This is a genomic window from Pseudodonghicola sp., from assembly GCF_048268305.1.
Taxonomy (GTDB): Bacteria; Pseudomonadota; Alphaproteobacteria; order Rhodobacterales; family Rhodobacteraceae; genus Pseudodonghicola.
On the sequence record NZ_JBLWVT010000008.1, the window covers coordinates 126057 to 147607 of the forward strand.

Below are 21551 nucleotides of genomic sequence, written 5' to 3' on the forward strand. Positions count from 1 at the left end.
GGGCCGCTGTCGTGACACTTTCTTGAAACCGGCTTTCGCGGTATACTGTCTTTCGAGCAGAAAAACCCACTCGAAAGCGGGACAGAAAAATGCGTGTTTGGTTTGGCGCCGCGACCCTCGCCCTGTTTGGCGGGTCGTCGGTCACGGCTGAGGCAGTCGATCAATCCCTCTCCCCTGAAAAGCGGCCGTCGCTCAGCTTTCAGCAGGCCAGCTTCGTGAAGGCCGACGACAAGGCGGCAGCGGGGGCGCAGCTCCCGCCGCTCTTGTCGCTGCGCCCGGCCCTCAGGCCCGAGCGACAGGCCACAACCGAGGTGCCACCGATGCCCAGCGCCCAGGAAACCGCCGGTTTCAGCCAATGGCTCAGCGGCTTTCGTGGCCGCGCCGCCGCCCGCGGCATCCGGCCCGACACCTTCGATCGCGCGTTTCGCGGCGTCACGCTGGACGAGGATGTGATTCGTCGCGACCGCAATCAGGCCGAATTCAGCAAGCCGATCTGGGATTACCTCGACAGCGCCGCCTCCGAGGCGCGGATCAGCAACGGCAAGGCGGCGCTGGAAAAGAACCGCACCGCGCTCGACCGGATCGAACGGCGCTATGGCGTCGACAAGGAGGTCGTGGTGGCGGTCTGGGGGCTGGAAAGCGCCTATGGCACCTTCCGCGGCAAGAGCAGCGTGATCCGTTCCCTTGCCACCCTGGCCTATGAAGGCCGGCGCGCCGATTTCTTCGAAGATCAGCTGATCGACGCGCTGGTGATCCTGCAGGCGGGCGACATCACCCCCGACAAGATGACCGGAAGCTGGGCCGGCGCCATGGGGCATACCCAGTTCATGCCCTCGTCCTTCCTGGAACATGCGGTGGATTTCACCGGCGACGGGCGGCGCGACATCTGGTCGGACGACCCGAGCGACGCGCTGGCCTCGACCGCCGCCTATCTGGCGCATTTCGGCTGGACCAAGGGCCAGCCCTGGGGGGTGGAGGTCAAGCTGCCGCGCGGTTTCGACTATGCGCTCGCCCAGCGCAAGATCACCAGATCCCCCACCGATTGGGCGCGGCTGGGCGTGGTCGGGCTGAACGGGGCGCCGGTGCGCGATTATGGCAAGGCGGCGATCCTGTTGCCCGCCGGCGGCCGCGGCGCCGCCTTCATGATCTTCGACAATTTCGCGGTGATCGAACACTATAACTCGGCCGACGCCTATGTGATCGGCGTCGGGCACCTGTCCGATCGGATCCGCGGCGCCGGGCCGATCCGCTCGGCCTGGCCGCGCGACGACCGCACCCTCAGCTTCGACGAAAAGATGGAGTTGCAGCAGCGGCTGACGCTGGCCGGCTATGATACCCGGACGATCGACGGCCGCATCGGGCCACTGACGATATCTGCCGTGCGTGCCTATCAGGTCGCCAACGGGCTCCTGCCCGACGGCTACCCCTCCTACGATCTGCTGAAGCGGATGCGCTGAGCCCACAACGCGCCCCTGCCGGGGCGCGTGCCTTCGGCGAGGGATTTTAACAGAGAAGACGCCGCACGTGGCGCCCCGCCTCGGCCGGATCGTCCTGGTCCCGCGCCCCTGCTTCTTCTCTGCTCAAATACTCATCTGTCCATCGGGATGGCCCTGCGGCTCAGCCCGGGGACATGCCACGCAGCCGCTCAGAGCGACGGCGCAGCAACTCCAAGGTGGTCAGCAGGCAGATCGAGATCCCCACCAGGATCGTCGCCACCGCCAGGATCGTCGGGCTGATCTGCTCACGCAGCCCGATGAACATCTGCCAGGGCAATGTCTTCTGCGCCGCCGAGCCGACGAAGAGCACCACCACCACCTCATCGAAGGAAGTGATGAAGGCGAAGAGCCCGCCGGAGATCACCCCCGGCATGATCAGCGGCATCTGCACCCGGAAAAAGGTGGTGACCGGATCGGCGCCCATGTTCGCCGCCGCCCGGGTCAGCGACCGGTCGAAGCCCACCAGCGTCGCCGTCACGGTGATGATGACAAAGGGGATGCCCAGCGCCGCATGGGCCAACACCACGCCGAAATAGGTGCCCTGCAGGCCGATACGGGAATAGAAGAAATACATCCCCGCCGCCGAGATGATCAGCGGCACGATCATCGGCGAGATCAGGATCGCCATGATGGTCCGGCGGAACGGCACATGTTCCGAGCTGAGCCCAATCGCCGCCAAGGTGCCGAAGCTGACCGAAAGCAGGGTCGCCACCGGCGCGATCATCACCGAATTCTTCAGCGCCTGCTGCCAGTCGGCATTGGTGAAGAAGTCGCGGTAATGCTTGAGCGAATAGCCCGCCGGGTCGAGCCGCAGCATCTCGGGGGTGAAGGTGAAGAAATTCTCGGCATTGAAGCTGAGCGGCATCACCACCAGGATCGGGGTGATCAGAAACACCAGGATGGCGCCGCAGATCACCCGGAAGGCATAGTGCCAAAGCACCTGGCCCGGGGTCAGATAGGGCACAAGCTTTGCCCGATAGCGCCCTTCAGAGAGCCAGAAGGAAAACCAGCCGAAGAACCAGCCGAAGGCGGCGCCGAGAATGCCGCCGGGTAAGCCTCCGCTCAGCCCCCCGCCCAGGGCCAGCAGGATCACCAGCCCCCAGCGCGCCGCCGCTTCGCTGGGCACCAGCCGGGTCGCGACAAAGGCCAGCGCCGCCAGCAGCACCGCACCGATCAGCACTCCCAGCAGGCCGCTGCCCTGCGCGGTTCCGACGAAGAGCCCGGCCAGCGCCCCGGCGGCGGCAACCACCGGCACGTAAAAGCGAACAGGCTTGCGGGAAATCGGGGTCAGGGCGCTCATCTCTCGGCCTCCCGGTCGGTGGGGTGGTGCGGGGATGTCAGATGCTTGGTCATGGCGCTTACCCCAGCTTCACGTTGTCGATGCCGACGATCCGGTCGTAGACCCAATAGAGCAGCAGCACGGCGCCCAGCAGGATCGAGCCCAGCGCCGCCCCGAGCCCCCAGTTCAGCGAGCTGGAGATATGATAGGCGATCCGGTTCGAAATGAAGGTACCTGTGGTGCCGCCGACGATCTCGGGGGTGATGTAATAGCCGATCGCCAGGATGAAGACGAGGATCGAGCCGGCGCCGATCCCCGGCACGCTTTGCGGAAAATAGACTCTCCAAAAGGCGGTCCAGTTGGTGGCGCCCAGCGATTTCGCCGCGCGCAGGTAGGTCGGCTTGATGGTCTGCATCACCGAATAGAGCGGCAGGATCATGAAGGGCAGCAGGATATGCGTCATCGCCACGATGGTGCCGAACTGGTTGTTGATCATCACCAGCCGGTGCGCATCATCGACGATCCCCAGCCAGACCAGCACGTCGTTGATCACGCCTTGCTGTTGCAGCATCACCTTCCAGGCCGAGGTGCGCACCAGAAGCGAGGTCCAGAACGGCAGCAACACCAGGATCATCAGCAGGTTGGCGGTGCGCGACGGCAGGTTGGCCAAAATCCAGGCCACCGGATAGCCCAGCAGGATGCAGGAGAGGGTGATCACCAGGCTCATGAACAGGGTCCGCTTGAACAGCATCAGATAGATTTGCTGGTTCTCGGGGCGTGCCTCGATTCCATCGGGACCCTTCTTCAGGTCGACCGCGTTCAGGAAATAACCGTTGGTATAGCGGGGCGAGAAGATCTTGATCACCTGCCAGGTGGCGGGCTTCAGCCAATCGGCATCGGCCTTGCCGAATTCGGCACGGATATCGACGGTCTCGAACCCCGGCAGGGCGGCGGCGGTGGCGGCGATGCGCGGATCGTCTGCGCCCTTGGCGGCGCCGGAGGCGAGGTCGAGATAGAGGGCGGTGAACAGGAAATCGGCAATCTTGGTCTTCGCCGGATCCTTCCCCTCGCCATCGAGATAGGCGGCCCAGCGGTCCCAGGTGCGGGCGGTCAGCGGCAGGGCGGTGCGGTTCGGCTGTTTCGACAACAACGCGGCCCAGGTGGCGGGCGCCTTCCAGCCGGGGTCGAGCGCGACGAATTGCTTTGTGTAGACATCGGTATCGAACTTGCCCACCGCCCGGCCCGCCTTGCGGAACAGCGAGGAGAAGCCCGGTTGTTCATAGTTCAGCCGGGTGCCGAGCTTGGTATGCTCCTTCTGTTCCTCGGCCAGGACCATGTCGATGTAGAAGGCGTTATAGACATCCTCGGCCGGGGGCTGGGGACTGTCGATATCCCAGCCCTTCAGCGCCACGACGGTTTCGGGCAGCGTGTCGGCGACGATGTCGTTTTCGACCGAGCGGAACAGCATGTCGACGATCGGCGCCAGAAAGGTGATCAGCACGAAGATCAGCAGCGGCGCCACCAAGGCCAGCGCGCGCATCTTCTGCAGACGCAGGGCGCGGTTCAGGCTGCGTTTCAGGGGCGTCCCATCAGCGGTCAGCATCGGGCCGGGGGCGGCGCTGTCAGTCATTCCTTGCCCTCCAGGATCAGAATTTCAGGTGTGGGTCATCCACTTGCGGCAGCCACCGAGGGCGCCGCACCAAGGGCGGGGGGGCGGACAGGCCGCCGCCCCCCGCGCCGATCGGGTTTACTGGACCAGCCAGGCTTGGAAGCGGGCTTCCACGTCGTCCTGGTTGTCGGCCCACCATTCGATGTTGTTGACCAGGAAGTTCTTCTGGTTGGCCGGGTTGGTCGGCATATGCGGACCCATCTCGATGCCCAGATCGGCATGCTTGCCGACCAGCGGCTGCGACGAGGCGCGCGCCGGGCCGTAGGAGATGTATTTCGCCTGATCGGCCAGACGCTGGGTATCGGTGGCGAATTTGACGAAATCCTTCACCCGGGCCAGACGATCGGCGGGCAGGCCGGCGGGGATCACCCAGCCGTCAAAGTCGAAGACCTGCCAGTCCCACAGCATGGCGACCGGCTGGTGCTGTTCCTCGATGACCGAGAACAGACGACCGTTATAGGTCGAGCCCATCACCACCTCGCCATCGGCGAGAAGCTGCGGCGTATCGGCACCGGCGGACCACCAGACCACCTGATCCTTGATGGTGCCGAGCTTGGCCAGAGCCCGCTCAACCCCTTCGGGGGTATCGAGGGTGGTATAGAGATCCTCTTTCTTGACCCCGTCACACAGCAGGGCCCATTCCAGGTTCTTCTTCGGCCGCTTTTCCAGGCTGCGCTTGCCCGGGAAATTCTCGAGATCGAAGATGGCGCAGAGGCTGTCCGGCACTTTGCCCTTCCAGTCGGCGACATCGGTGCGATAGCCGAAAGTGGTGGAAAAGACGATCTGCGGAATGAAGCAATCGTTGATCAGGCTCGGGCCGAAATCGGTGGTCGGGGTCGAGCCGTTGGTGCCGGGGGCGAGCAGCGTGTCGAAATCGACCTCCATCGCCAGGCCTTCGTCGCACAGGCGCTGGCTGTCGGGGCCTTCGACGTCGACCAGATCCCAGGTGACGTTATTGGCCTCGGCCTGGGCGCGCAGCTTGGCCACCGCTTCGTTCGAGCTTTCGTCCCAGATGATCTTCACCTCGGGATGCAGCGCCATATAGGGTTCGGCATAGGCGCGAACCTGCGATTTCTGATAGGCGCCGCCCCAGCTCACCAGGGTCAGTTCGTTCGCCATCTCCTCGGCCATCGCCATCGGCGCGAGAAGGGTGGTGGAAGCCACCAATGCGGCAAGGGACTTCAATTTCATTTCCACTCTCCTTGTTAGGTTATGCGGGTCTGTTCTTCCCGTTTCCGTGTAACTCCCCGGTCTGAGCGCCGGGGTTGTTGCTGAGGCAGAGCCTCCGCCCTCAGGCGTCGAGCGCGCGGCAATCCTCTGGCAGCCAGCCGATTTCAATCTGCTGGCCCGGTTTCAGACGCACCTGATCCGGTGCGTTGCGCGACTTGATGATGAAATCGTCATTGCCGGCGACGCTGATCCGGGTGCGGAACACGTCGCCCATGTAAATGAATTCCCGAACCTCGGCCTTGAGCAGGTGGGCGCCCTCCTGCAGCCGGTCCTTGTTGACCTCGACCCGCTCTGGCCGGATCGAGACCTTGGTGCGCTGGCCCACTTCGCTGACGTTGACCGGCTTGCAGTCGATCACCTCGCCGCCGTCGAGCTGCACCAGCGCATGATCGTCCGAGATCTGCTTCACCACCCCTTCCAGGGTGTTGTTCTCGCCGATGAACTGGGCGACGAAACTGTTCTGCGGGCTTTCGTAGAGCTCTGCCGGCGGGTCGATTTGCTGAATGCGGCCATCGTTGAAGACGGCGACACGGTCGGACATGGTCAGCGCCTCGGTCTGGTCATGAGTGACATAGACCGTGGTGATCCCCAGCTCATGCGCCAGGCGGGTGATCTCGAACTGCATGTGTTCGCGCAACTGCTTGTCGAGCGCGCCCAGCGGTTCGTCCATCAGCACCAGTTCCGGTTCGAAGACCAGCGCCCGCGCCAGAGCGATGCGCTGCTGCTGACCGCCTGACAGTTGCGCCGGGCGGCGGCCGGCGAAATCGCCCATCTGCACCATGTCGAGCGCGCGTTTCACCTTTGCCTCGCGTTCGGACTTGCCGATGCGCCGCACCTCGAGCGGGAAGGAGAGGTTCTCCGCCACCGTCATGTGCGGGAACAGGGCATAGTTCTGGAACACCATGCCGATCCCGCGCTTGTGGGGCGGGATGTTGTTGATCGGCCGACCGCCAAGCTTGATGTCGCCATGGGTGGCGGTCTCGAACCCGGCCAGCATCATCAGGCAGGTGGTCTTGCCTGACCCCGACGGCCCGAGCATCGTAAGGAACTCGCCTTTCGGGATTTTCAGGTTCAAGTCTTTGACGACTAAAGTCTCGCCATCATAGCTTTTTTGCACGCGTTCGAATTCAACGAACGCATCGTTGCTTGATGTTACAGCCAAAAGAGGCTCCCCGTCACTTTTCGTTTTTATGCGGTCTGTGCCGCCTTGTCCCTAAACTAAAACAAGCCCAGCCGCGTGACGCAACACGTTTGCGGTATTTAATGGTCCATTCGCGACTTCTGCTAAGATTTATGCAAGTCATTTGCGCGCGAACAACTTCTAACCACAAGATGCTGTGGTCTGTCCGCGGCCACGGCTCGCCCCTCCCGGGCAGCACCGGCGGCTCAGCGGCAGATTCCCTTTGTCGACCCGCCTCTCTGCCACCGAATGTCGGCGCCGCCCCGCCCTGACCCGGGCCGATCCGGCCGCGCGGGAGGCCGGGGCTGGCGCGCCCGGATCGAGGTGGAGGTGGACAATTGCTATTTCTCGACCATGACGATGGAGCAACTCATCACAGCACTGCCCGGCGCCAATTGCATCAAGCTCACGGGATTGGTGAATTGGCAGCGGGCGGTAATATCGCCGGAAGAGATTTAATTTACGCATAAAGCGATCCGCATTTCGGAAAAGATCGTCGATGGATTGATTGAGTGGGTCGCACCGAAAATTTCGAAAAATGAAATCGTGGCAAAGATTTATCGCAACGCGATCGGTGGCCTCACGGCCACCTGGGGCGATTGTCCGGCTGCTGCATTCGGGGACCGACGCCGCCCCCCCCCCCGTCTGACCTGGGACGGCCGGCAACCGCGCTGAAGGCATCGCTGGAACGGTCATGCATCGAAAGGGGCGCGCGCTGCGGTTCTGCCATCGGGCTGAGCGATCCCCCGACTGGGGCGAGCGGCTGATCTCGCTGCGGGCCGAGGATCAAACCGTGCAGGAACCGACCGTGGCGGATGTTCGTGAAGAGGCGAGGAAAAGAATAGGCCCGGCAGGATCTCCGGGCCTACTTTATCTATACGCGAGTACCGGAGCGGATCAGCTCCGCACCAGCTTTTCATAGCTGGTCGCGATGTTCTTGGTCAGATCACCGACCTCAAAGCTGTAATCGGCGATCTGCGACACCGGGGTGACCTCGGCGGCGGTGCCGGTCAGCCAGCATTGCTGGAAGCCTGCCAGTTCCTCCGGCATGATGTGGCGTTCGTGCACGGTGATGCCCTTGTCCTTCAGCATGCCGATCACGGTCTGCCGGGTGATCCCGTTCAGGAAGCAGTCGGCCTTGGGGGTGTGCACCTCACCATCCTTGACGAAGAAGATATTGGCGCCGGTGCATTCGGCGACATAGCCGCGATAGTCCATGAACAGCGCGTCGGAAAAACCCTTCGCCTCGGCCTCATGCTTGGAGATGGTGCAGATCATATAGAGACCGGCGGCCTTGGCATGCACCGGGATGGTCTCCGGGCTGGGGCGCTTCCATTTGGCGATGTCGATCTTGGCGCCCTGCATCTTGGCGTCACCGTAATAGGCGCCCCATTCCCAACCGGCCACCGCCAGGCGCACCGGATTGCGGGCCGAGGAGACCCCCATGTCGTCGCCCGCACCGCGCCAGGCCACCGCACGGACATAGGCGTCGGTCCAGCCATTGGCCTCGAGCATGGCGTATTTCGCCGCCTCGATCTCCTCGACCGAATAGGGGATTTCCATATCCAGATAGTTTGCCGATTTCCGCAGCCGTTCAGAATGCTCGACCCCCTTGAAGATCTTGCCGTTATAGCAGCGCTCGCCCTCGAACACCGAAGAGGCATAGTGCAGAGCGTGCGACAGGATGTGTACGTTCGCGTCCCGCCACTCAACCAGTTTGCCGTCCAACCAGATCTTGCCGTCGCGGTCATCATATGCCGACATCTCACGCCCTCCATCATACTTGCGCAGTTTTCAAAAACTATTTCTCTTTATTGCGTCAACAATGTCCATTTCGGACATATTATTGCGCAAAAGATGCGATTCGATACTGCTTCGGTCTTGGAATGTCAACAAGACTGACGTAAACTGCCCACAAGAGGTGAGAGGGGTTAGATGAGAATGGCGGATGGGCGTATTGCGCAGGTTCAGACCGGCGAGAACCTGCTGTTCCTGACGGACGAGCAGCTCAGGCAGGGGATCGAGGCGATGTTCTTCGCCTATCGCGGCTTTACCGCCGATCCTGACCGGATTCTGTCTGACATGTCTTACGGCCGGGCGCATCACCGGGCCATCCACTTCATCAACCGCGCGCCGGGCACCACGGTGAACAACTTGCTGACCATCCTCGGCGTCACCAAGCAGTCTCTGAACCGGGTGCTTAGGACGCTGATCGAAGACGGGCTGGTGGAAAGCAGGGTCGGCACCATCGACAAGCGCGAGCGTCACCTCTATCTGACGGACAACGGTCATGCCCTGGAAAGCAAGCTGTCGGACGCCCAGCGCGCCCGTATGCGCGCGGCCTATCGCGAGGCGGGACCAGAGGCGGTGGCAGGCTTTCGAAAGGTGCTCGAGGCGATGATGGATCCCGATATGCGCCGCTGTTACTCCAGACTGAGGGATACCACCGGATGAATGCCCTCGACCCGCATCTTCTGATCGTCGACGATGACGAGCGGATCCGCGAGCTGCTGAAGAAATTCCTGCAACGGCATGGGTTTCTGGTCACTGGCGCCCGCGACGCCGCACAGGCGCGCCGGCTGCTTCAGGGGCTGGACTTCGATCTGATCGTGCTCGACGTGATGATGCCGGGCGAGGATGGGATCAGCCTGACCCGATCGCTGCGCGAAACGATGGACACGCCGATCCTGCTGCTCACCGCGCGGGGCGAGACCAACGACCGCATCGCCGGGCTCGAGGCCGGGGCGGACGATTATCTCGTCAAGCCTTTCGAGCCGAAGGAACTGCTGCTTCGGATCAACGCCATCCTGCGGCGGATGCCGGAGACGCCCAGCATGCAGACTGTGCCGAAAATCCTGCATCTGGGGCCGATCCGCTATGACATCGCCCGGGGCGAAATGTGGCAGGGCGAAGATCTGGTGCGGCTGACCGCCACCGAAAGCCAGTTGATGCGCATCTTCTCGACCCAGCCGGGCGAGGCGATCAGCCGGACCAAGCTGGTCGAGGATCTGGGTCGCGACCGCGGCCAGGCGCAGGAGCGCGCGGTGGACGTGCAAATCACCCGGCTCAGGCGCAAGATCGAACCCGACCCCAAGCAGCCGCGCTATCTGCAGACGGTGCGCGGCGCCGGATATATGCTGGCGCCAGATTGAATTCTGGCCAAAACATTTACTCTATCTGCAAGAATATTTCCGCGACCCCGAAAAACTCATGCATACAGGGCATTGAGCTTACTGAGTATTTTGGGAGATAATCTAAGATGATAAAATCATTAACCTTGCACATTGCCGCTGGTCTGACCGCCGCATCGGTGCTGGCCGCCCCCTCTTTCGCCGCCGACATCTGCGAAGGCTTCGGGCCGCAGACCCCGCGTGACATCAGCAATCACGCCGGCACCAACCCGGTCACCTTCCCGATGGCGCCCGCGGCCAGCGCGATGAACCTGTGCAACATTCACACCCACACCAATGCCGAACACAAGGGCCCCGGTTTCTCGGTCTTTGCCGGTGACGGTGAACATGGCGGTTACAAGTGCAACGGCAGCGATCAGCTGACTGCGGCCGAGCTTGAGGATCCGACCCACGGCCATGGCGGCTATCACGGGGTCAAACCCGGCGACACCATGGAGGTGCATTGGGTCTATACCACCTGCAACGTCGCCCCCGGCCCGACGCTGGGCGCCTGCCTGAGCGACAGTTGCGCCAACCCCTCGCTGCGGGTCGAAACGCAGGTCTTCCTTGTGGTCAATGACGACGCCGCACCCAATTTCCTGGACTATGTCTATGCCGGGCATATGGCCAACGGGCTCTATCAGCCCAAGGAGCTGCCCAGCGGCACCGGCACCCCGGTGGAATTCCTCGGCTCGACCACCGGCCCGTCGTTTACCGAGGCGACCTGCTCGCCCCTGCAAGTGACCTGGAGCGTGCGACCGGAATGTTCCAAGGTCAGCTTCTCCTCTGTGATGGCCTGGGGCGAACAGGGCAATGTCTTCAAGGAAGATCACAGCCACGGCGTGCGGCAGTTGGTGACCGCCGAACCGCTGCTGGCGCCGATCAAGTAAGCGCGACAACAATGTCTGGCCGGCGCACTCATCGCCGGCCGGCCGCGGCGGTCTCATCATATCCACAAGATAGCGCGGAACGCAGGGTCGCAAGGCCGCGACCCCGCGCCAAGATGGCCTGCGACGGGCGCCTCGTCTCGACTTTGGAGAACGGGTATGATCTGAACGCGTCAGCCGCTTCGGCGAAAGCACATGTGGAAGAACTGACAAGGGCCGCGAGATGACCGATATTCCCGTCGAACAGATGAGCTTTGAGCAGGCGATGAAAGAGCTGGAGCGCGTTGTCGACCAGCTCGAACGCGGCGAAGTGGCGCTGGACCAGTCCATCGCGCTCTATGAACGCGGCGCGGCGCTCAAGAAGCGCTGCGAGGAAGAGCTGAAGCGCGCGGAAGAGAAAGTCGCCGCCATCACGCTCGACGGCGACGGCGCACCGACAGGCACCAAGCCGGTCGAAGGGCTCTGAATGTTCACTGCTCAGATCGCGAAGGACGCCGCCCGGATCGAAGCGCAATTCGATCTGGTGATGGGCGGATTGGATGATCTGCCGGTCACCCGGGCGATGCGCTATGCCTGCGAGGGCGGCAAGCGGCTGCGTGGGTTCCTGGTGCTGGAAAGCGCGCGGATGCTGGGGGTCGACCCGGCCCGGGCGATCTGGCCGGCGCTCGGGATCGAGGCGCTGCATGCCTATAGCCTGGTGCATGACGATCTGCCCTGCATGGACGACGACGATCTGCGCCGGGGCCGCCCGACCGTGCACGTGCAATGGGACGAGGGCACTGCGGTTCTGGCCGGTGACGCGCTGCAGGCGCTGGCTTTCGAACTGGCCGGTCACCCGGACTGTGGCGATGCCCAGGTGCGTGCCGATCTGACGCTCAGCCTCGCCCGCGCCGCCGGCGCCCGTGGCATGGTACTGGGTCAGGCGCTGGATATCGCGGCAGAGACCACCGAAACGCCCCTGACCCTTGAACAGATCACCCGGCTGCAGGCCGGCAAGACCGGCGCGCTGATCGAATGGTCGGCCTGTGCCGGTGCCCGGCTGGCCGGGGCCGATATCGGCCCGCTCAGCGATTATGCCCGCGCCTTGGGCCTTGCCTTTCAGATCGCCGACGACATCTTGGACGAGGAAGGCGATGCCGAAAAGGCCGGCAAGCGCCTGCGCAAGGATGCCGAGGCCGGCAAGGCCACTTTCGTGTCGCTGCTCGGCCTGGACGGGGCCAAGGCCCGCGCCGCAGAGCTTGCCGATCAGGCCGATGCGGCACTTGCGCCCTATGGCGCGGGGGCGCAATGCTTGCGGCAGGCCGCTCGCTTCGTTATCTCGCGCGACAGCTAAGCCCCGCCCCGGAAGGAGGCGCCAGAGATGTCAGACCGACCGAACACGCCACTGCTGGACCAGATCCACAGCCCCGCCGACATGAAGCGGCTGAGCGACAGCCAGTTGATCCAACTGGCCGGAGAGCTTCGGGCCGAGACCATCTCGGCGGTGTCGGAGACCGGCGGCCATCTGGGCGCCGGCCTCGGCGTGGTGGAACTGACCGTGGCGCTGCATGCTGTCTTCGACGCGCCGCGCGACAAGATCATCTGGGACGTCGGCCACCAATGCTATCCCCACAAGATCCTGACCGGGCGACGCGACCGCATCCGCACCCTGCGGCAGAAGGGCGGGCTGTCGGGCTTCACCAAACGGTCGGAAAGCCCCTATGACCCCTTCGGCGCCGCGCATAGCTCGACCTCGATCAGCGCCGCACTGGGTTTCTCGGTGGCGCGCGATCTGGGCGGCGTGGTGCCCGAGGGGCTGGGCGACGCCATCGCGGTGATCGGCGACGGGTCGATGAGCGCCGGCATGGCCTTTGAGGCGATGAACAACGCGGGCCATCTGAAGAGACGGATGATCGTCATCCTCAACGACAATGAGATGAGCATCGCGCCCCCGGTCGGCGCGCTGTCGTCCTATCTGTCGCGGCTCTATGCCGAGGAACCGTTTCAGGAACTGAAGGCCGCCGCCAAGGGGGCGGTGTCGCTTTTGCCCGAACCCTTCCGCGAAGGCGCCAAGCGCGCCAAGGACATGCTCAAGGGCATGGCCATGGGCGGCACCCTGTTCGAGGCGCTGGGGTTTTCCTATATCGGGCCGATCGACGGCCATGACCTGAACCAGATCCTGCCGATCCTGCGCATGGTCAAGGCGCGCGCCCGGGGCCCGATCCTGATCCACGCGCTGACCAAGAAGGGCAAGGGATACGCCCCCGCCGAACGCGCCCGCGACAAGGGCCATGCGACGGCGAAATTCGACGTGCTGACGGGGGAGCAGAAAAAGACCCCCTCGAACGCGCCAAGCTATACGTCGGTCTTCGGTCAGGCGCTGGTCGAGGAAGCCACCCGCGACAGCAAGATCGTCGCGGTGACCGCGGCGATGCCCGACGGCACCGGCCTGAACCTTTTCGCCGAACGCTTTCCGTCCCGCTGTTTCGACGTCGGGATCGCCGAACAGCATGGGGTGACCTTTTCCGCCGCGCTGGCGGCGGGCGGGATGAAGCCCTTCTGCGCGATGTATTCGACCTTCCTGCAACGCGGTTACGATCAGGTGGTGCATGACGTGGCGATCCAGCGGCTGCCGGTGCGCTTTGCCATCGACCGCGCCGGGCTGGTCGGTGCCGATGGCGCCACCCACGCGGGCAGCTTCGACATCGCCTATATGGCCAACCTGCCGGGCATGGTGGTGATGGCCGCCGCCGACGAGGCCGAGCTGAAACATATGGTCGCCACCGCCGCGGCGCATGACGAGGGGCCGATCGCCTTCCGCTATCCGCGTGGCGAGGGTGTTGGGGTCGAACTGCCCGAACGTGGCGAGGTGCTGGAGATCGGCAAGGGCCGGATGATCCGTGAAGGCGGCCGCGTCGCGATCCTGTCCTTCGGCACCCATCTGGCCGAGGTTCTGAAGGCCGCCGAGGCGCTGACCGCCCGCGGCATCAGCCCGACGGTGGCCGACGCGCGCTTTGCCAAACCTCTCGACCGCGATCTGATCCTGCGGCTCGCGGCGGAGCATGAGGCGCTGATCACCATCGAAGAGGGCGCGGTGGGCGGCTTCGGCTCTCATGTGGCGCAATTGCTGGCCGATGCGGGCGTCTTCGACAGCGGACTGAAATTCCGCGCCATGGTGCTGCCCGACATCTTCATCGACCAGGCCAGCCCCGAAGACATGTACCGCCAGGCCGGCATGGGCGCCGATCAGATCGAGGCCAAGGTGCTTGAGGTTCTAGGCGTGGCGTCGATCAGCGGAAAGCGCGCTTAACAGACCTTCGGCTCGCCCGCCCCGTAATGCGCGAAACCCGCCGGCTCAGACACTGCTGAGCAGGAGGCTGGTTTCGCTGTTCGAGATACCGTCGATCATCCGCACCTCGCGCAGCACCCGGTCGAAATCCGACAGGCTGGCGGCGCGAATATTGGCGATCAGATCCCAGTTGCCATTGGTGGTGTGCAGCCTGCGCACCTCTGGCAGGCCGCGCAGCTTGCGGATCACCTGCGTGGTGGATTTGCCGACCACCTCGATCATCATCACCGCGTCGACGCTGCGGTCGTCGTAATCCTCGCGCACGCGGACGGTGAAGCCCAGCAGCGTTCCGGTGTCGAGCAGCCGGTCGAGCCGGCTCTGCACCGTGCCGCGCGCCACTCCCAGCGCATCGGCCAGCTTAGACAGAGACGCCCGCCCGTCCTCGCGCAGATGCGCGATGATGCGGCGGTCAAGCTCATCAGGGATGTATTTGGCGATCTGCATGGCGGATGACTGGCGATTTTGACAGTTTGACTGTCAATATTGATCAACAGACTGACGAAAACAACGCATGTTTGATATATCGGTCAACCTCTCGCCCCCCTCATACTGTCTCTCACATCGCCAAGACCCGAGAGACCCATGGCCCCCGCCCCCTCTGAAAAAGCCCTGATCCCCTTTGTCAGCGTCGAAAACATGATGCGCCTGGTGCATCATGTCGGCATCGAGCCCTTGCTGAAGGAACTGGCCGACGCCATCGAGACCGACTTTCGCCGCTGGGAGGTCTTCGACAAGACCCCGCGCATCGCATCGCATTCGCGCGAGGGGGTGATTGAACTGATGCCGACCTCGGATGGAGAGGTCTACGGCTTCAAATACGTCAACGGCCACCCCAAGAACACCGCCGGGGGGTTGCAGACGGTCACCGCCTTCGGCCTTCTGGCCGAGGTTGCAACCGGCTATCCCGTGCTGTTGACCGAGATGACCCTGCTGACCGCGCTCAGAACGGCGGCGACCTCGGCCATGGCGGCGCGGCATCTGGCGCCGAAGGGCGCGCGCACGATGGCGATGATCGGCAATGGCGCCCAGGCGGAATTCCAGGCGCTGGCGATGAGGGCGGTGCTGGGGATCGACCGGCTGCAGCTTTACGACATCAACCCGCGGGCGACCGAAAAGGCGGTGCGCAACCTGGCCGGCCTGGGGGTGACGGTGATCCCCTGCCCCAGCACCGAGGCGGCGATCGAGGGGGCCCAGATCATCACCACCTGCACCGCCGACAAGCAATTCGCCACCATCCTGACCGACAACATGGTCGGCGCCGGGGTGCATATCAACGCGATCGGCGGCGATTGCCCCGGCAAGACCGAATTGCACCGTGACATCCTGCTGCGGTCGGAGATTTTCGTGGAATACCCGCCACAGACCCGAATCGAGGGCGAAATACAGCAGCTGGACGACGACCACCCGGTGACCGAGCTGTGGCGGGTGATCACCGGCGCCGCCCTCGGGCGCCGCGATGACCGGCAGATCACCCTGTTCGACAGCGTCGGCTTTGCGATCGAGGATTTCTCGGCCCTGCGCTATATCCGCGACCGGCTGGCGGGCACGAGCTTCTATCAGGAGATCGACCTCATCGCCGACCCCGACGATGCCCGCGATCTCTTTGGCATGCTGCAGCGGGCGGCGAGCTGAGCGATGCAGAACGGCACCGGGACGTGGTGGCGCGACTCGAACACTCGGGGCGCGGGGTGATCACGCTCGACCCCGACCAGATCGCGGCGATTTCCGAAACCGCGACGCCGGTGCCCCTGTCGATCCCCAGCATCGAACATGCCGGCGGATCGGTGCGCTGCACCCTGGCCGGGATCCATCTGACGCCGCGTTGAACGGCCTCAAGCGGTGGGAACGTCCTGTTCCCCGCCCGCCTCCAGCATCTGCAGGCAGATCGACAGAAAGCATTTGACCGCCGGCGAGTGCGGCAGGTCGCGCGACCAGAGCAGCCCCTGCGGATTGCCCCCCAACCAGACCGATCGGGGGATGATGCCGACCAGCCCCATGCGCAGCCAAGCCTCGGCCAATTCGCGGGGGGCCGGGCCGATCAGCTGCATCTTGTCGAAGGTCAGCGGAACCGACAGCAACGAGCTGCTTTCAAGAACGTTGACCGGGGGCGGCACCTGCTGCTCCGCCCAGAGCGTCTCGAAACCCGACCGCATCGCATGGCTATGGGGCGGCAACGCCCAAGCGTAGCTGGTCAGCGTCGCCCAATCGGGATCCGCCAGGGCCAGCGCCGGGTGATCCCTGCTCGCCACCAGCACGGTTTCCGAGTCGAACAGCTTTACCCCGTCGATGTCGTCGACCCGGGTGACGTGCTGGAAATCACCGAAGGCCAGTTCGATCCGCCCGTCGCGCAGATGCGGCAGGATGTCGACGGGCTCAAGGTCCTGCATGCGGATCAGGATCCGCGGCTGCCCCCCCTTCAACCGTTCCGAAGCCCTGGCGATGAAGCCCTTGGCCTGATGCGTCGAGGTTCCGATGGTGACAGAGCCGGTGCTGCCCTGGGACAGCAGGGTCAGCTCTGCCTCAAGCTCCTCCAGTTCGGTCAGGACCAGCCGACCGAAGCGCACCAAGCGTTCCCCCGCCTCGGTGATCACCGGATGGCGGCCATTGCGGTGGAACAGCTCGGTTCCCAGGATGTCGCTGGCCTCAGCCAGGCTTTTCGATATCGCGGGGGAGGAAACACACAGCTCCCGCGCGGCGGCGGCAACACTGCCCCGCTCGTGAACCGCGAGAACCGCGCGTAAATGTCTGAATTTTATCCGGGTTTCGAGCTTCAAAGCCATTCTTTATGCACCTCTCAACCCGTAACCAATAGGTTAATTTTAGTGAACTTTATTTCACTTTTTTTCAGGGTCTTCTTGCACGATAGTCCGCCGAAATCCATGAAAAAACAGGGGGTTCAGCGTGAACAGCAGTGCTTTGGAGTCACGAGCGGATGATTTCGCGGCCAAGGTCGCTCCGACCAGCCAGAAGAAGGTGCCGCGCAAGGCGATCATCGGCACGGTGCTGGGCAACTGGCTCGAATTCTTCGACTTCATCGTCTATTCGATCTTCGCCGTGACCATCGGCAAGGAATTCTTCCCGGCCGACGACCCCAATATCCAGATCCTGCTGTCGCTGGCCACCTTCGGGGTCGGCTTTCTGGCCCGCCCGCTGGGCAGCGTCATGATCGGCGCCTATGCCGACCGCGCCGGGCGCAAGGCCGCGCTGACCATGACCATCAGCTTCATGGCGCTGGGAACCGCGATCATGGCGCTGACGCCCTCCTATACGCAGATCGGCCTGGCCGCACCGGTGCTGCTGGTCTGTGCCCGGCTGCTGCAGGGGTTTTCGGCCGGTGGCGAGATGGGCGCCGCCACCTCCTTCCTGATCGAGAGCGCGCCGCACGGCAAACGCGGCCTGATGGGCAGCTGGCAATTGGCGAGCCAGGGGCTTGCCATCGCCACCGGTGCCGCCATCGGTTTCGTGCTGACCCTGTCGCTGTCGCCCGAGGCGATGCAAAGCTGGGGCTGGCGGGTTCCCTTCGCGCTTGGGATGCTGATCGCGCCTGTCGGCATGTACATCCGCCGCCACATGGACGAAACCATCGAGGTCGCGGAACACAACAGCATGGGGGCGGTTCTGACCACCCTCTTCCGTGATCACGGCAAGCTGATGATCATCTGCATGCTGACGGTCAGCGGCGGCACCATCACCAACTATGTCCTGAACAGCTATATGGTGACCTATGCGATCCAGACGCTGCAGATGCCGATGGCCACGGCGGTTCTGGCCGCGTTGATCGCCGGCGTGGTGACCTTCTTGGGGTCGCTCATCGGTGGCGCGCTGTCGGATCGTTTCGGACGCCGCGCTCTGGTGATCTGGCCGCGCCTGCTGCTTCTGGTGCTGATCTATCCCGGGCTTGCCTATGTGGTCGGGCACAAGACGCTGCCGGCGCTGCTGACGGTCGTCGGCGTGCTGTCGACCCTGCAGGCGATCAGCGCCGCCCCCGGTCTGGTTCTGCTGCCCGAATGCTTCCCGCGCAAGGTCCGCGCCGCAGCCTTGTCGATCACCTATGCGATGGCGACAACGATCTTCGGCAGCACCGCGGCCCTGTTCTCCTCCTGGCTGGTCACCACCACCGGCGATCCGCTTTCGCTCGCCTGGTTCCTGATTGCCGCCAATGTGATCGGAACCCTCGCCCTCTGGCCGCTGAAACCGCCCAGCGCCCAGCAGATCCTGGAATGATCGCCCGACACGGCCGACACGGATTACAACTCAGCTAACAGGTGACACGACAATGCCCATATTGAACCGCGCCGCAGAGCTCAAAGACGAGGTCGCCGGCTGGCGACAGACCATCCACATGACCCCCGAGCTGCTGTTCGACGTCGAGGGAACCGCCGCGCTGGTGGTCGAAAGGCTCAGGGACTTCGGCGTTGACGAGATCGTCACCGGCCTGGGCCGCACCGGCGTGGTCGCGATCATCAACGGCACCGGCGAAGGGCCGACCATCGGGTTGCGCGCCGACATGGACGCGCTGCCGATCACCGAGCAGACCGGCAGGCCCTATGCCTCGAAAGTGCCGGGCAAGATGCATGCCTGCGGCCACGACGGCCACACCGCCATGCTGCTGGGCGCGGCCAAACACCTGGCCGAGACCCGCAACTTTGCCGGCCGGGTCGCGTTGATCTTCCAACCGGCCGAGGAAGGCGGCGGCGGCGGCAAGGTCATGGTCGAGGACGGGTTGATGGACCGCTTCGACATCAGCGAAGTCTATGGCATGCACAACTATCCCGGCCTGCCGATTGGCGCCTTCGCCATCCGCAAGGGCCCGATGATGGCCTCGGCCGATCAGTTCGAGATCACCATCCAGGGGCTGGGCGGTCACGCCGCCACGCCGCACCGCTGCATCGACCCGGTGGTGATCGGCGGTCAGATCATCGGCGCGCTGCAGACCATCGCCTCGCGCGTCGTCGATCCGCTGGATCCGATTGTGATCACCATCGGTGAACTTCGCGCCGGCACCGCCCATAACATCATTCCCGAAACCGCGATGATGCGCGGCACCGTCCGGACGCTGAAACCGGAAACCCGCGATCTGGCCGAAGCCAAGATCAAGCAGATCGCCGAGGGGATCGCGGTGGCCAACGGCGGCTCTGCGGTGGTGGATTACCACCGCATGTACCCGGTCACCCGGAACCACGACGCCGAAACCGACCATGCGATCGCCGCCGCGCAATCGGTCTCGGGCGAGGCTGCGGTGATCACCGAGCTGCCGCCGACCATGGGGGGCGAGGATTTCTCCTTCATGCTGGAGGCCCGCCCCGGCGCCTTCATCGCCATCGGCAATGGCGACAGCGCCACGCTGCACCACCCGGCCTATGACTTCGATGACGAGGCGATTCCCTTCGGCCTGTCCTACTGGGTCAAACTGGTCGAAAGCCGGCTGCCCCGCTGACCCTGCGCCGCACATCCGCCGTCGCCTTCCGGGGCGGCGGCTCTGGTCCGGGCCTCGGGGAAGACGTGCCCGGCTGACGGTTCAGTCGTCCTGCTCCTCTGCCAACAGCGCCGCCAGCCCGGCCCGATAATCCGGATAGATCAGCGTCACCCCCAGCTCGCGCTTGATGCGGTCGTTCCGCACCCGCTTGCTTTCGGCATAGAAACTGCGTGCCATCGGCGTCATCTCGGCGGTCGCGAAATCCTCGGCCGGCGGCAAGGGCAGGCCCAACAGCTCTGCCGCATGGGCGATCACCGCCTCGGGCGGGGCCGGATCGTCATCGCAGACGTTATAGATCGCCCCCGGATTCGGCCGCGCGATCGAGGCGGCCAGTACCTGGGCGATATCCTCCGCATGGACGCGCGAAAACACCTGGCCCGGCTTGACGATCCGCCGCGCGGTGCCGGCGCGGACCTTGGCGAAGGGCCCCCGCCCCGGCCCGTAGATGCCGGCCAGACGGAAGATATGCAGCGGCAGACCAGGGATCGCCGCCCAGGCAGCCTCTGCCCTCTGCCGCTGCCGCCCCCGCTCGGTCGATGGCATCAGCGGCGTGCCCTCATCCACCCAGCCCCCCTGATGATCGCCGTAAACCCCGGTGGTCGAGAGATATCCGACCCAGTCAAAGCGCGAGGCCTGCGCGGCGATTTGCGCCCCCAGCGCTGCCAGGACCGGCTCCCCCTCGGGCCCCGGGGCCACCGAGATCAGCAGATGGCTCGCCTCGGCCAGCGCCGGCAGCGGGCCGTACCCCGGCCAGATCAGCGGCTCGATCCCCTCGGCGGCCAGGACTCGCGCCTTCTCCGCGCTGCGGGTGGTGCCGATCACCCGCCACCCCTCGGGCAACAGGCGTCGCGCCAGCGCCTGCGCCGAATAGCCCGTTCCAATGCACAGAAGTGTTCTCATCATCCCCCTTTGATGCGCAACCGTCCGCCGAGGCGCAAGCCTTGCGTGCTCAGCGTCTTCAGGTCCGCGCCCCGCATGACGCACCCGACCAGAGACATCGGGGCCCCACCCGCGGAAAATCGCGCGTTGCGCGCGCGATGCCTCCGGCGGGGATATTTAAAGCTAGAAAAAGGCGCCAGCGGCGCACTCTGATTTTAACCCAGCATTAATCATAGCGGCGCAGGCTCAAATCTGCGGTACAGGCGGGGACGCCGATGACCGCGCTAGGAAAAGGCCTATCGGCTTTTCGACGGGGCGTCGCCAAGAGGCGCGCCTCGTCTTTTCATCCAGCCTTTTTCTAGCTGTAAATATCCCCGCCGGAGGCATGAAAGATATGTCCTGCCCTCGGATCGCCTTGGCCGGGTCAGTATTTCATCCACGCGCTTGTGGGGGCAATCGTCATCAAATTCCCCCGGATCAGGCTCTAGATCTCCCGGCTCGGCACCCAGGCAATAGCCATCGGGGCAGAGGATATAGGCCTCGTGCAGGCCGTGGGGCTTGTCGGTGGGCGGCTGCAGCAGCGTGGCGCCGAAGGCCCCGGCGCGGGTCGCGGCCTGGTCGGGGTCGCTGTCGTAAAGGCGGATCTCGATGCCGGCGCCGCGCGGCGGGGTCTCCGGCAGCAGCCCCAGCAGCGGATTGGAATGATAGATGTGATCCGCGTGCAGTTGAAACCGCTGATCGCCATAGGTGACGATGGCGAAATCGGCGCTGACGCGATGACATGTCAGGCCGAAAACAGTCTCTAGAAAGGCCACTTCCGCCGCCACATCGCGGAGGAGCAGGTTCAGCCCGATACCGCGCAGGGATCGTCCGAAGGCCGCGGGGATGCGGTTTCGTAATCCATGCCGCAGATTTTCCTGTCTGCGGCAGGCGCGCAAGCAGGGATGAAGCTTTCGC

At 64.2% G+C, this 21551-nt stretch carries 19 protein-coding genes and 2 pseudogenes; 12 read left to right on the plus strand and 9 right to left on the minus strand.

What is annotated here, in order from left to right; genetic code table 11:
• The first annotated feature begins 89 nt into the window (after positions 1-89).
• On the plus strand, positions 90-1457 hold the full coding sequence (locus ACN0V4_RS15850) for a lytic murein transglycosylase (RefSeq protein ID WP_417677834.1): 1368 nt from the start codon (positions 90-92) through the stop codon (positions 1455-1457).
• A 160-nt stretch (positions 1458-1617) separates the two neighbouring features.
• On the opposite strand, the gene ACN0V4_RS15855 is transcribed toward ACN0V4_RS15850, so the two are convergent.
• The 5 genes from ACN0V4_RS15855 to ACN0V4_RS15875 all read right to left on the minus strand — a co-directional run bounded on the left by ACN0V4_RS15855 (position 1618) and on the right by ACN0V4_RS15875 (position 8618).
• Positions 1618-2796, minus strand: a complete 1179-nt coding sequence (locus ACN0V4_RS15855; protein WP_417677836.1) for an ABC transporter permease — start codon at positions 2794-2796, stop codon at positions 1618-1620.
• Between the two features lie 58 nt (positions 2797-2854).
• Positions 2855-4405 (minus strand): ABC transporter permease, encoded by a 1551-nt coding sequence (locus tag ACN0V4_RS15860; RefSeq protein WP_417677838.1) that lies wholly within the window; start codon positions 4403-4405, stop codon positions 2855-2857.
• Between the two features lie 117 nt (positions 4406-4522).
• A complete protein-coding gene (locus ACN0V4_RS15865) occupies positions 4523-5635 on the minus strand; it encodes an extracellular solute-binding protein (protein ID WP_417677840.1) in 1113 nt (370 codons plus the stop codon).
• 100 nt (positions 5636-5735) lie between these two features.
• Complete coding sequence (locus ACN0V4_RS15870) at positions 5736-6836, minus strand: ABC transporter ATP-binding protein (protein WP_417677842.1); 1101 nt, start codon at positions 6834-6836, stop codon at positions 5736-5738.
• A 915-nt stretch (positions 6837-7751) separates the two neighbouring features.
• Positions 7752-8618, minus strand: a complete 867-nt coding sequence (locus tag ACN0V4_RS15875) for a branched-chain amino acid aminotransferase (protein ID WP_417677844.1) — start codon at positions 8616-8618, stop codon at positions 7752-7754.
• A 177-nt stretch (positions 8619-8795) separates the two neighbouring features.
• Here ACN0V4_RS15875 and ACN0V4_RS15880 point away from each other — a divergent pair, with 177 nt between their 5' ends.
• From ACN0V4_RS15880 to dxs, 7 genes and pseudogenes are all read left to right on the plus strand, one after another.
• Positions 8796-9308, plus strand: a complete 513-nt coding sequence (locus tag ACN0V4_RS15880; protein WP_417677846.1) for a MarR family winged helix-turn-helix transcriptional regulator — start codon at positions 8796-8798, stop codon at positions 9306-9308.
• A complete protein-coding gene (locus tag ACN0V4_RS15885) occupies positions 9305-10006 on the plus strand; it encodes a response regulator (protein ID WP_417677848.1) in 702 nt (233 codons plus the stop codon). Before ACN0V4_RS15880 ends, ACN0V4_RS15885 begins: the two co-directional genes overlap by 4 nt.
• Positions 10007-10113: 107 nt before the next feature.
• Positions 10114-10914 carry a delta-class carbonic anhydrase gene (locus ACN0V4_RS15890; RefSeq protein WP_417677850.1) on the plus strand — a complete coding sequence of 267 codons (801 nt, stop codon included), beginning with the start codon at positions 10114-10116 and terminating at the stop codon, positions 10912-10914.
• Positions 10915-11021: 107 nt separating this feature from the next.
• Positions 11022-11138: pseudogene (locus ACN0V4_RS15895) on the plus strand (histone deacetylase family protein); the annotation flags it as partial.
• The gene (locus ACN0V4_RS15900; protein WP_417677852.1) at positions 11135-11377 is read left to right on the plus strand and encodes an exodeoxyribonuclease VII small subunit; all 243 of its coding nucleotides are present in this window, start codon (positions 11135-11137) and stop codon (positions 11375-11377) included. The pseudogene ACN0V4_RS15895 and the gene ACN0V4_RS15900, both read left to right, overlap by 4 nt.
• Positions 11378-11437: 60 nt before the next feature.
• Positions 11438-12244, plus strand: coding sequence for a polyprenyl synthetase family protein (locus ACN0V4_RS15905; RefSeq protein WP_417678138.1), 807 nt, complete (start codon positions 11438-11440; stop codon positions 12242-12244).
• Between the two features lie 27 nt (positions 12245-12271).
• Positions 12272-14200, plus strand: coding sequence for a 1-deoxy-D-xylulose-5-phosphate synthase (gene dxs / locus ACN0V4_RS15910; protein WP_417677854.1), 1929 nt, complete (start codon positions 12272-12274; stop codon positions 14198-14200).
• 45 nt (positions 14201-14245) lie between these two features.
• On the opposite strand, the gene ACN0V4_RS15915 is transcribed toward dxs, so the two are convergent.
• Positions 14246-14683: an Lrp/AsnC family transcriptional regulator gene (locus ACN0V4_RS15915; RefSeq protein ID WP_417677856.1), complete on the minus strand. Its 438-nt coding sequence runs from the start codon at positions 14681-14683 to the stop codon at positions 14246-14248.
• A 138-nt stretch (positions 14684-14821) separates the two neighbouring features.
• Here ACN0V4_RS15915 and ACN0V4_RS15920 point away from each other — a divergent pair, with 138 nt between their 5' ends.
• Both ACN0V4_RS15920 and ACN0V4_RS15925 read left to right on the plus strand, forming a co-directional pair.
• Positions 14822-15871: an ornithine cyclodeaminase gene (locus ACN0V4_RS15920; protein WP_417677858.1), complete on the plus strand. Its 1050-nt coding sequence runs from the start codon at positions 14822-14824 to the stop codon at positions 15869-15871.
• A 23-nt stretch (positions 15872-15894) separates the two neighbouring features.
• Positions 15895-16065, plus strand: coding sequence for an arginine deiminase-related protein (locus ACN0V4_RS15925; protein WP_417677860.1), 171 nt, complete (start codon positions 15895-15897; stop codon positions 16063-16065).
• A 6-nt stretch (positions 16066-16071) separates the two neighbouring features.
• Here ACN0V4_RS15925 and ACN0V4_RS15930 read toward each other — a convergent pair whose 3' ends face one another.
• On the minus strand, positions 16072-17019 hold the full coding sequence (locus ACN0V4_RS15930; RefSeq protein ID WP_417677862.1) for a LysR family transcriptional regulator: 948 nt from the start codon (positions 17017-17019) through the stop codon (positions 16072-16074).
• A gap of 121 nt (positions 17020-17140) precedes the next feature.
• Between ACN0V4_RS15930 and ACN0V4_RS15935 the strand changes: the two genes are divergently transcribed.
• Both ACN0V4_RS15935 and ACN0V4_RS15940 read left to right on the plus strand, forming a co-directional pair.
• Positions 17141-18463: an MFS transporter gene (locus tag ACN0V4_RS15935; RefSeq protein ID WP_417677864.1), complete on the plus strand. Its 1323-nt coding sequence runs from the start codon at positions 17141-17143 to the stop codon at positions 18461-18463.
• Positions 18464-18515: 52 nt separating this feature from the next.
• Entirely contained in the window at positions 18516-19676 is a 1161-nt protein-coding gene (locus tag ACN0V4_RS15940; RefSeq protein ID WP_417677866.1) for a M20 aminoacylase family protein, read from the plus strand.
• An 81-nt stretch (positions 19677-19757) separates the two neighbouring features.
• Here the strand turns inward: ACN0V4_RS15940 and ACN0V4_RS15945 are convergent, their stop codons facing one another.
• Positions 19758-20618: an SDR family oxidoreductase gene (locus ACN0V4_RS15945; protein ID WP_417677868.1), complete on the minus strand. Its 861-nt coding sequence runs from the start codon at positions 20616-20618 to the stop codon at positions 19758-19760.
• A gap of 460 nt (positions 20619-21078) precedes the next feature.
• A pseudogene (locus ACN0V4_RS15950) lies at positions 21079-21498 on the minus strand (VOC family protein).
• Between the last annotated feature and the right edge of the window lie 53 nt (positions 21499-21551).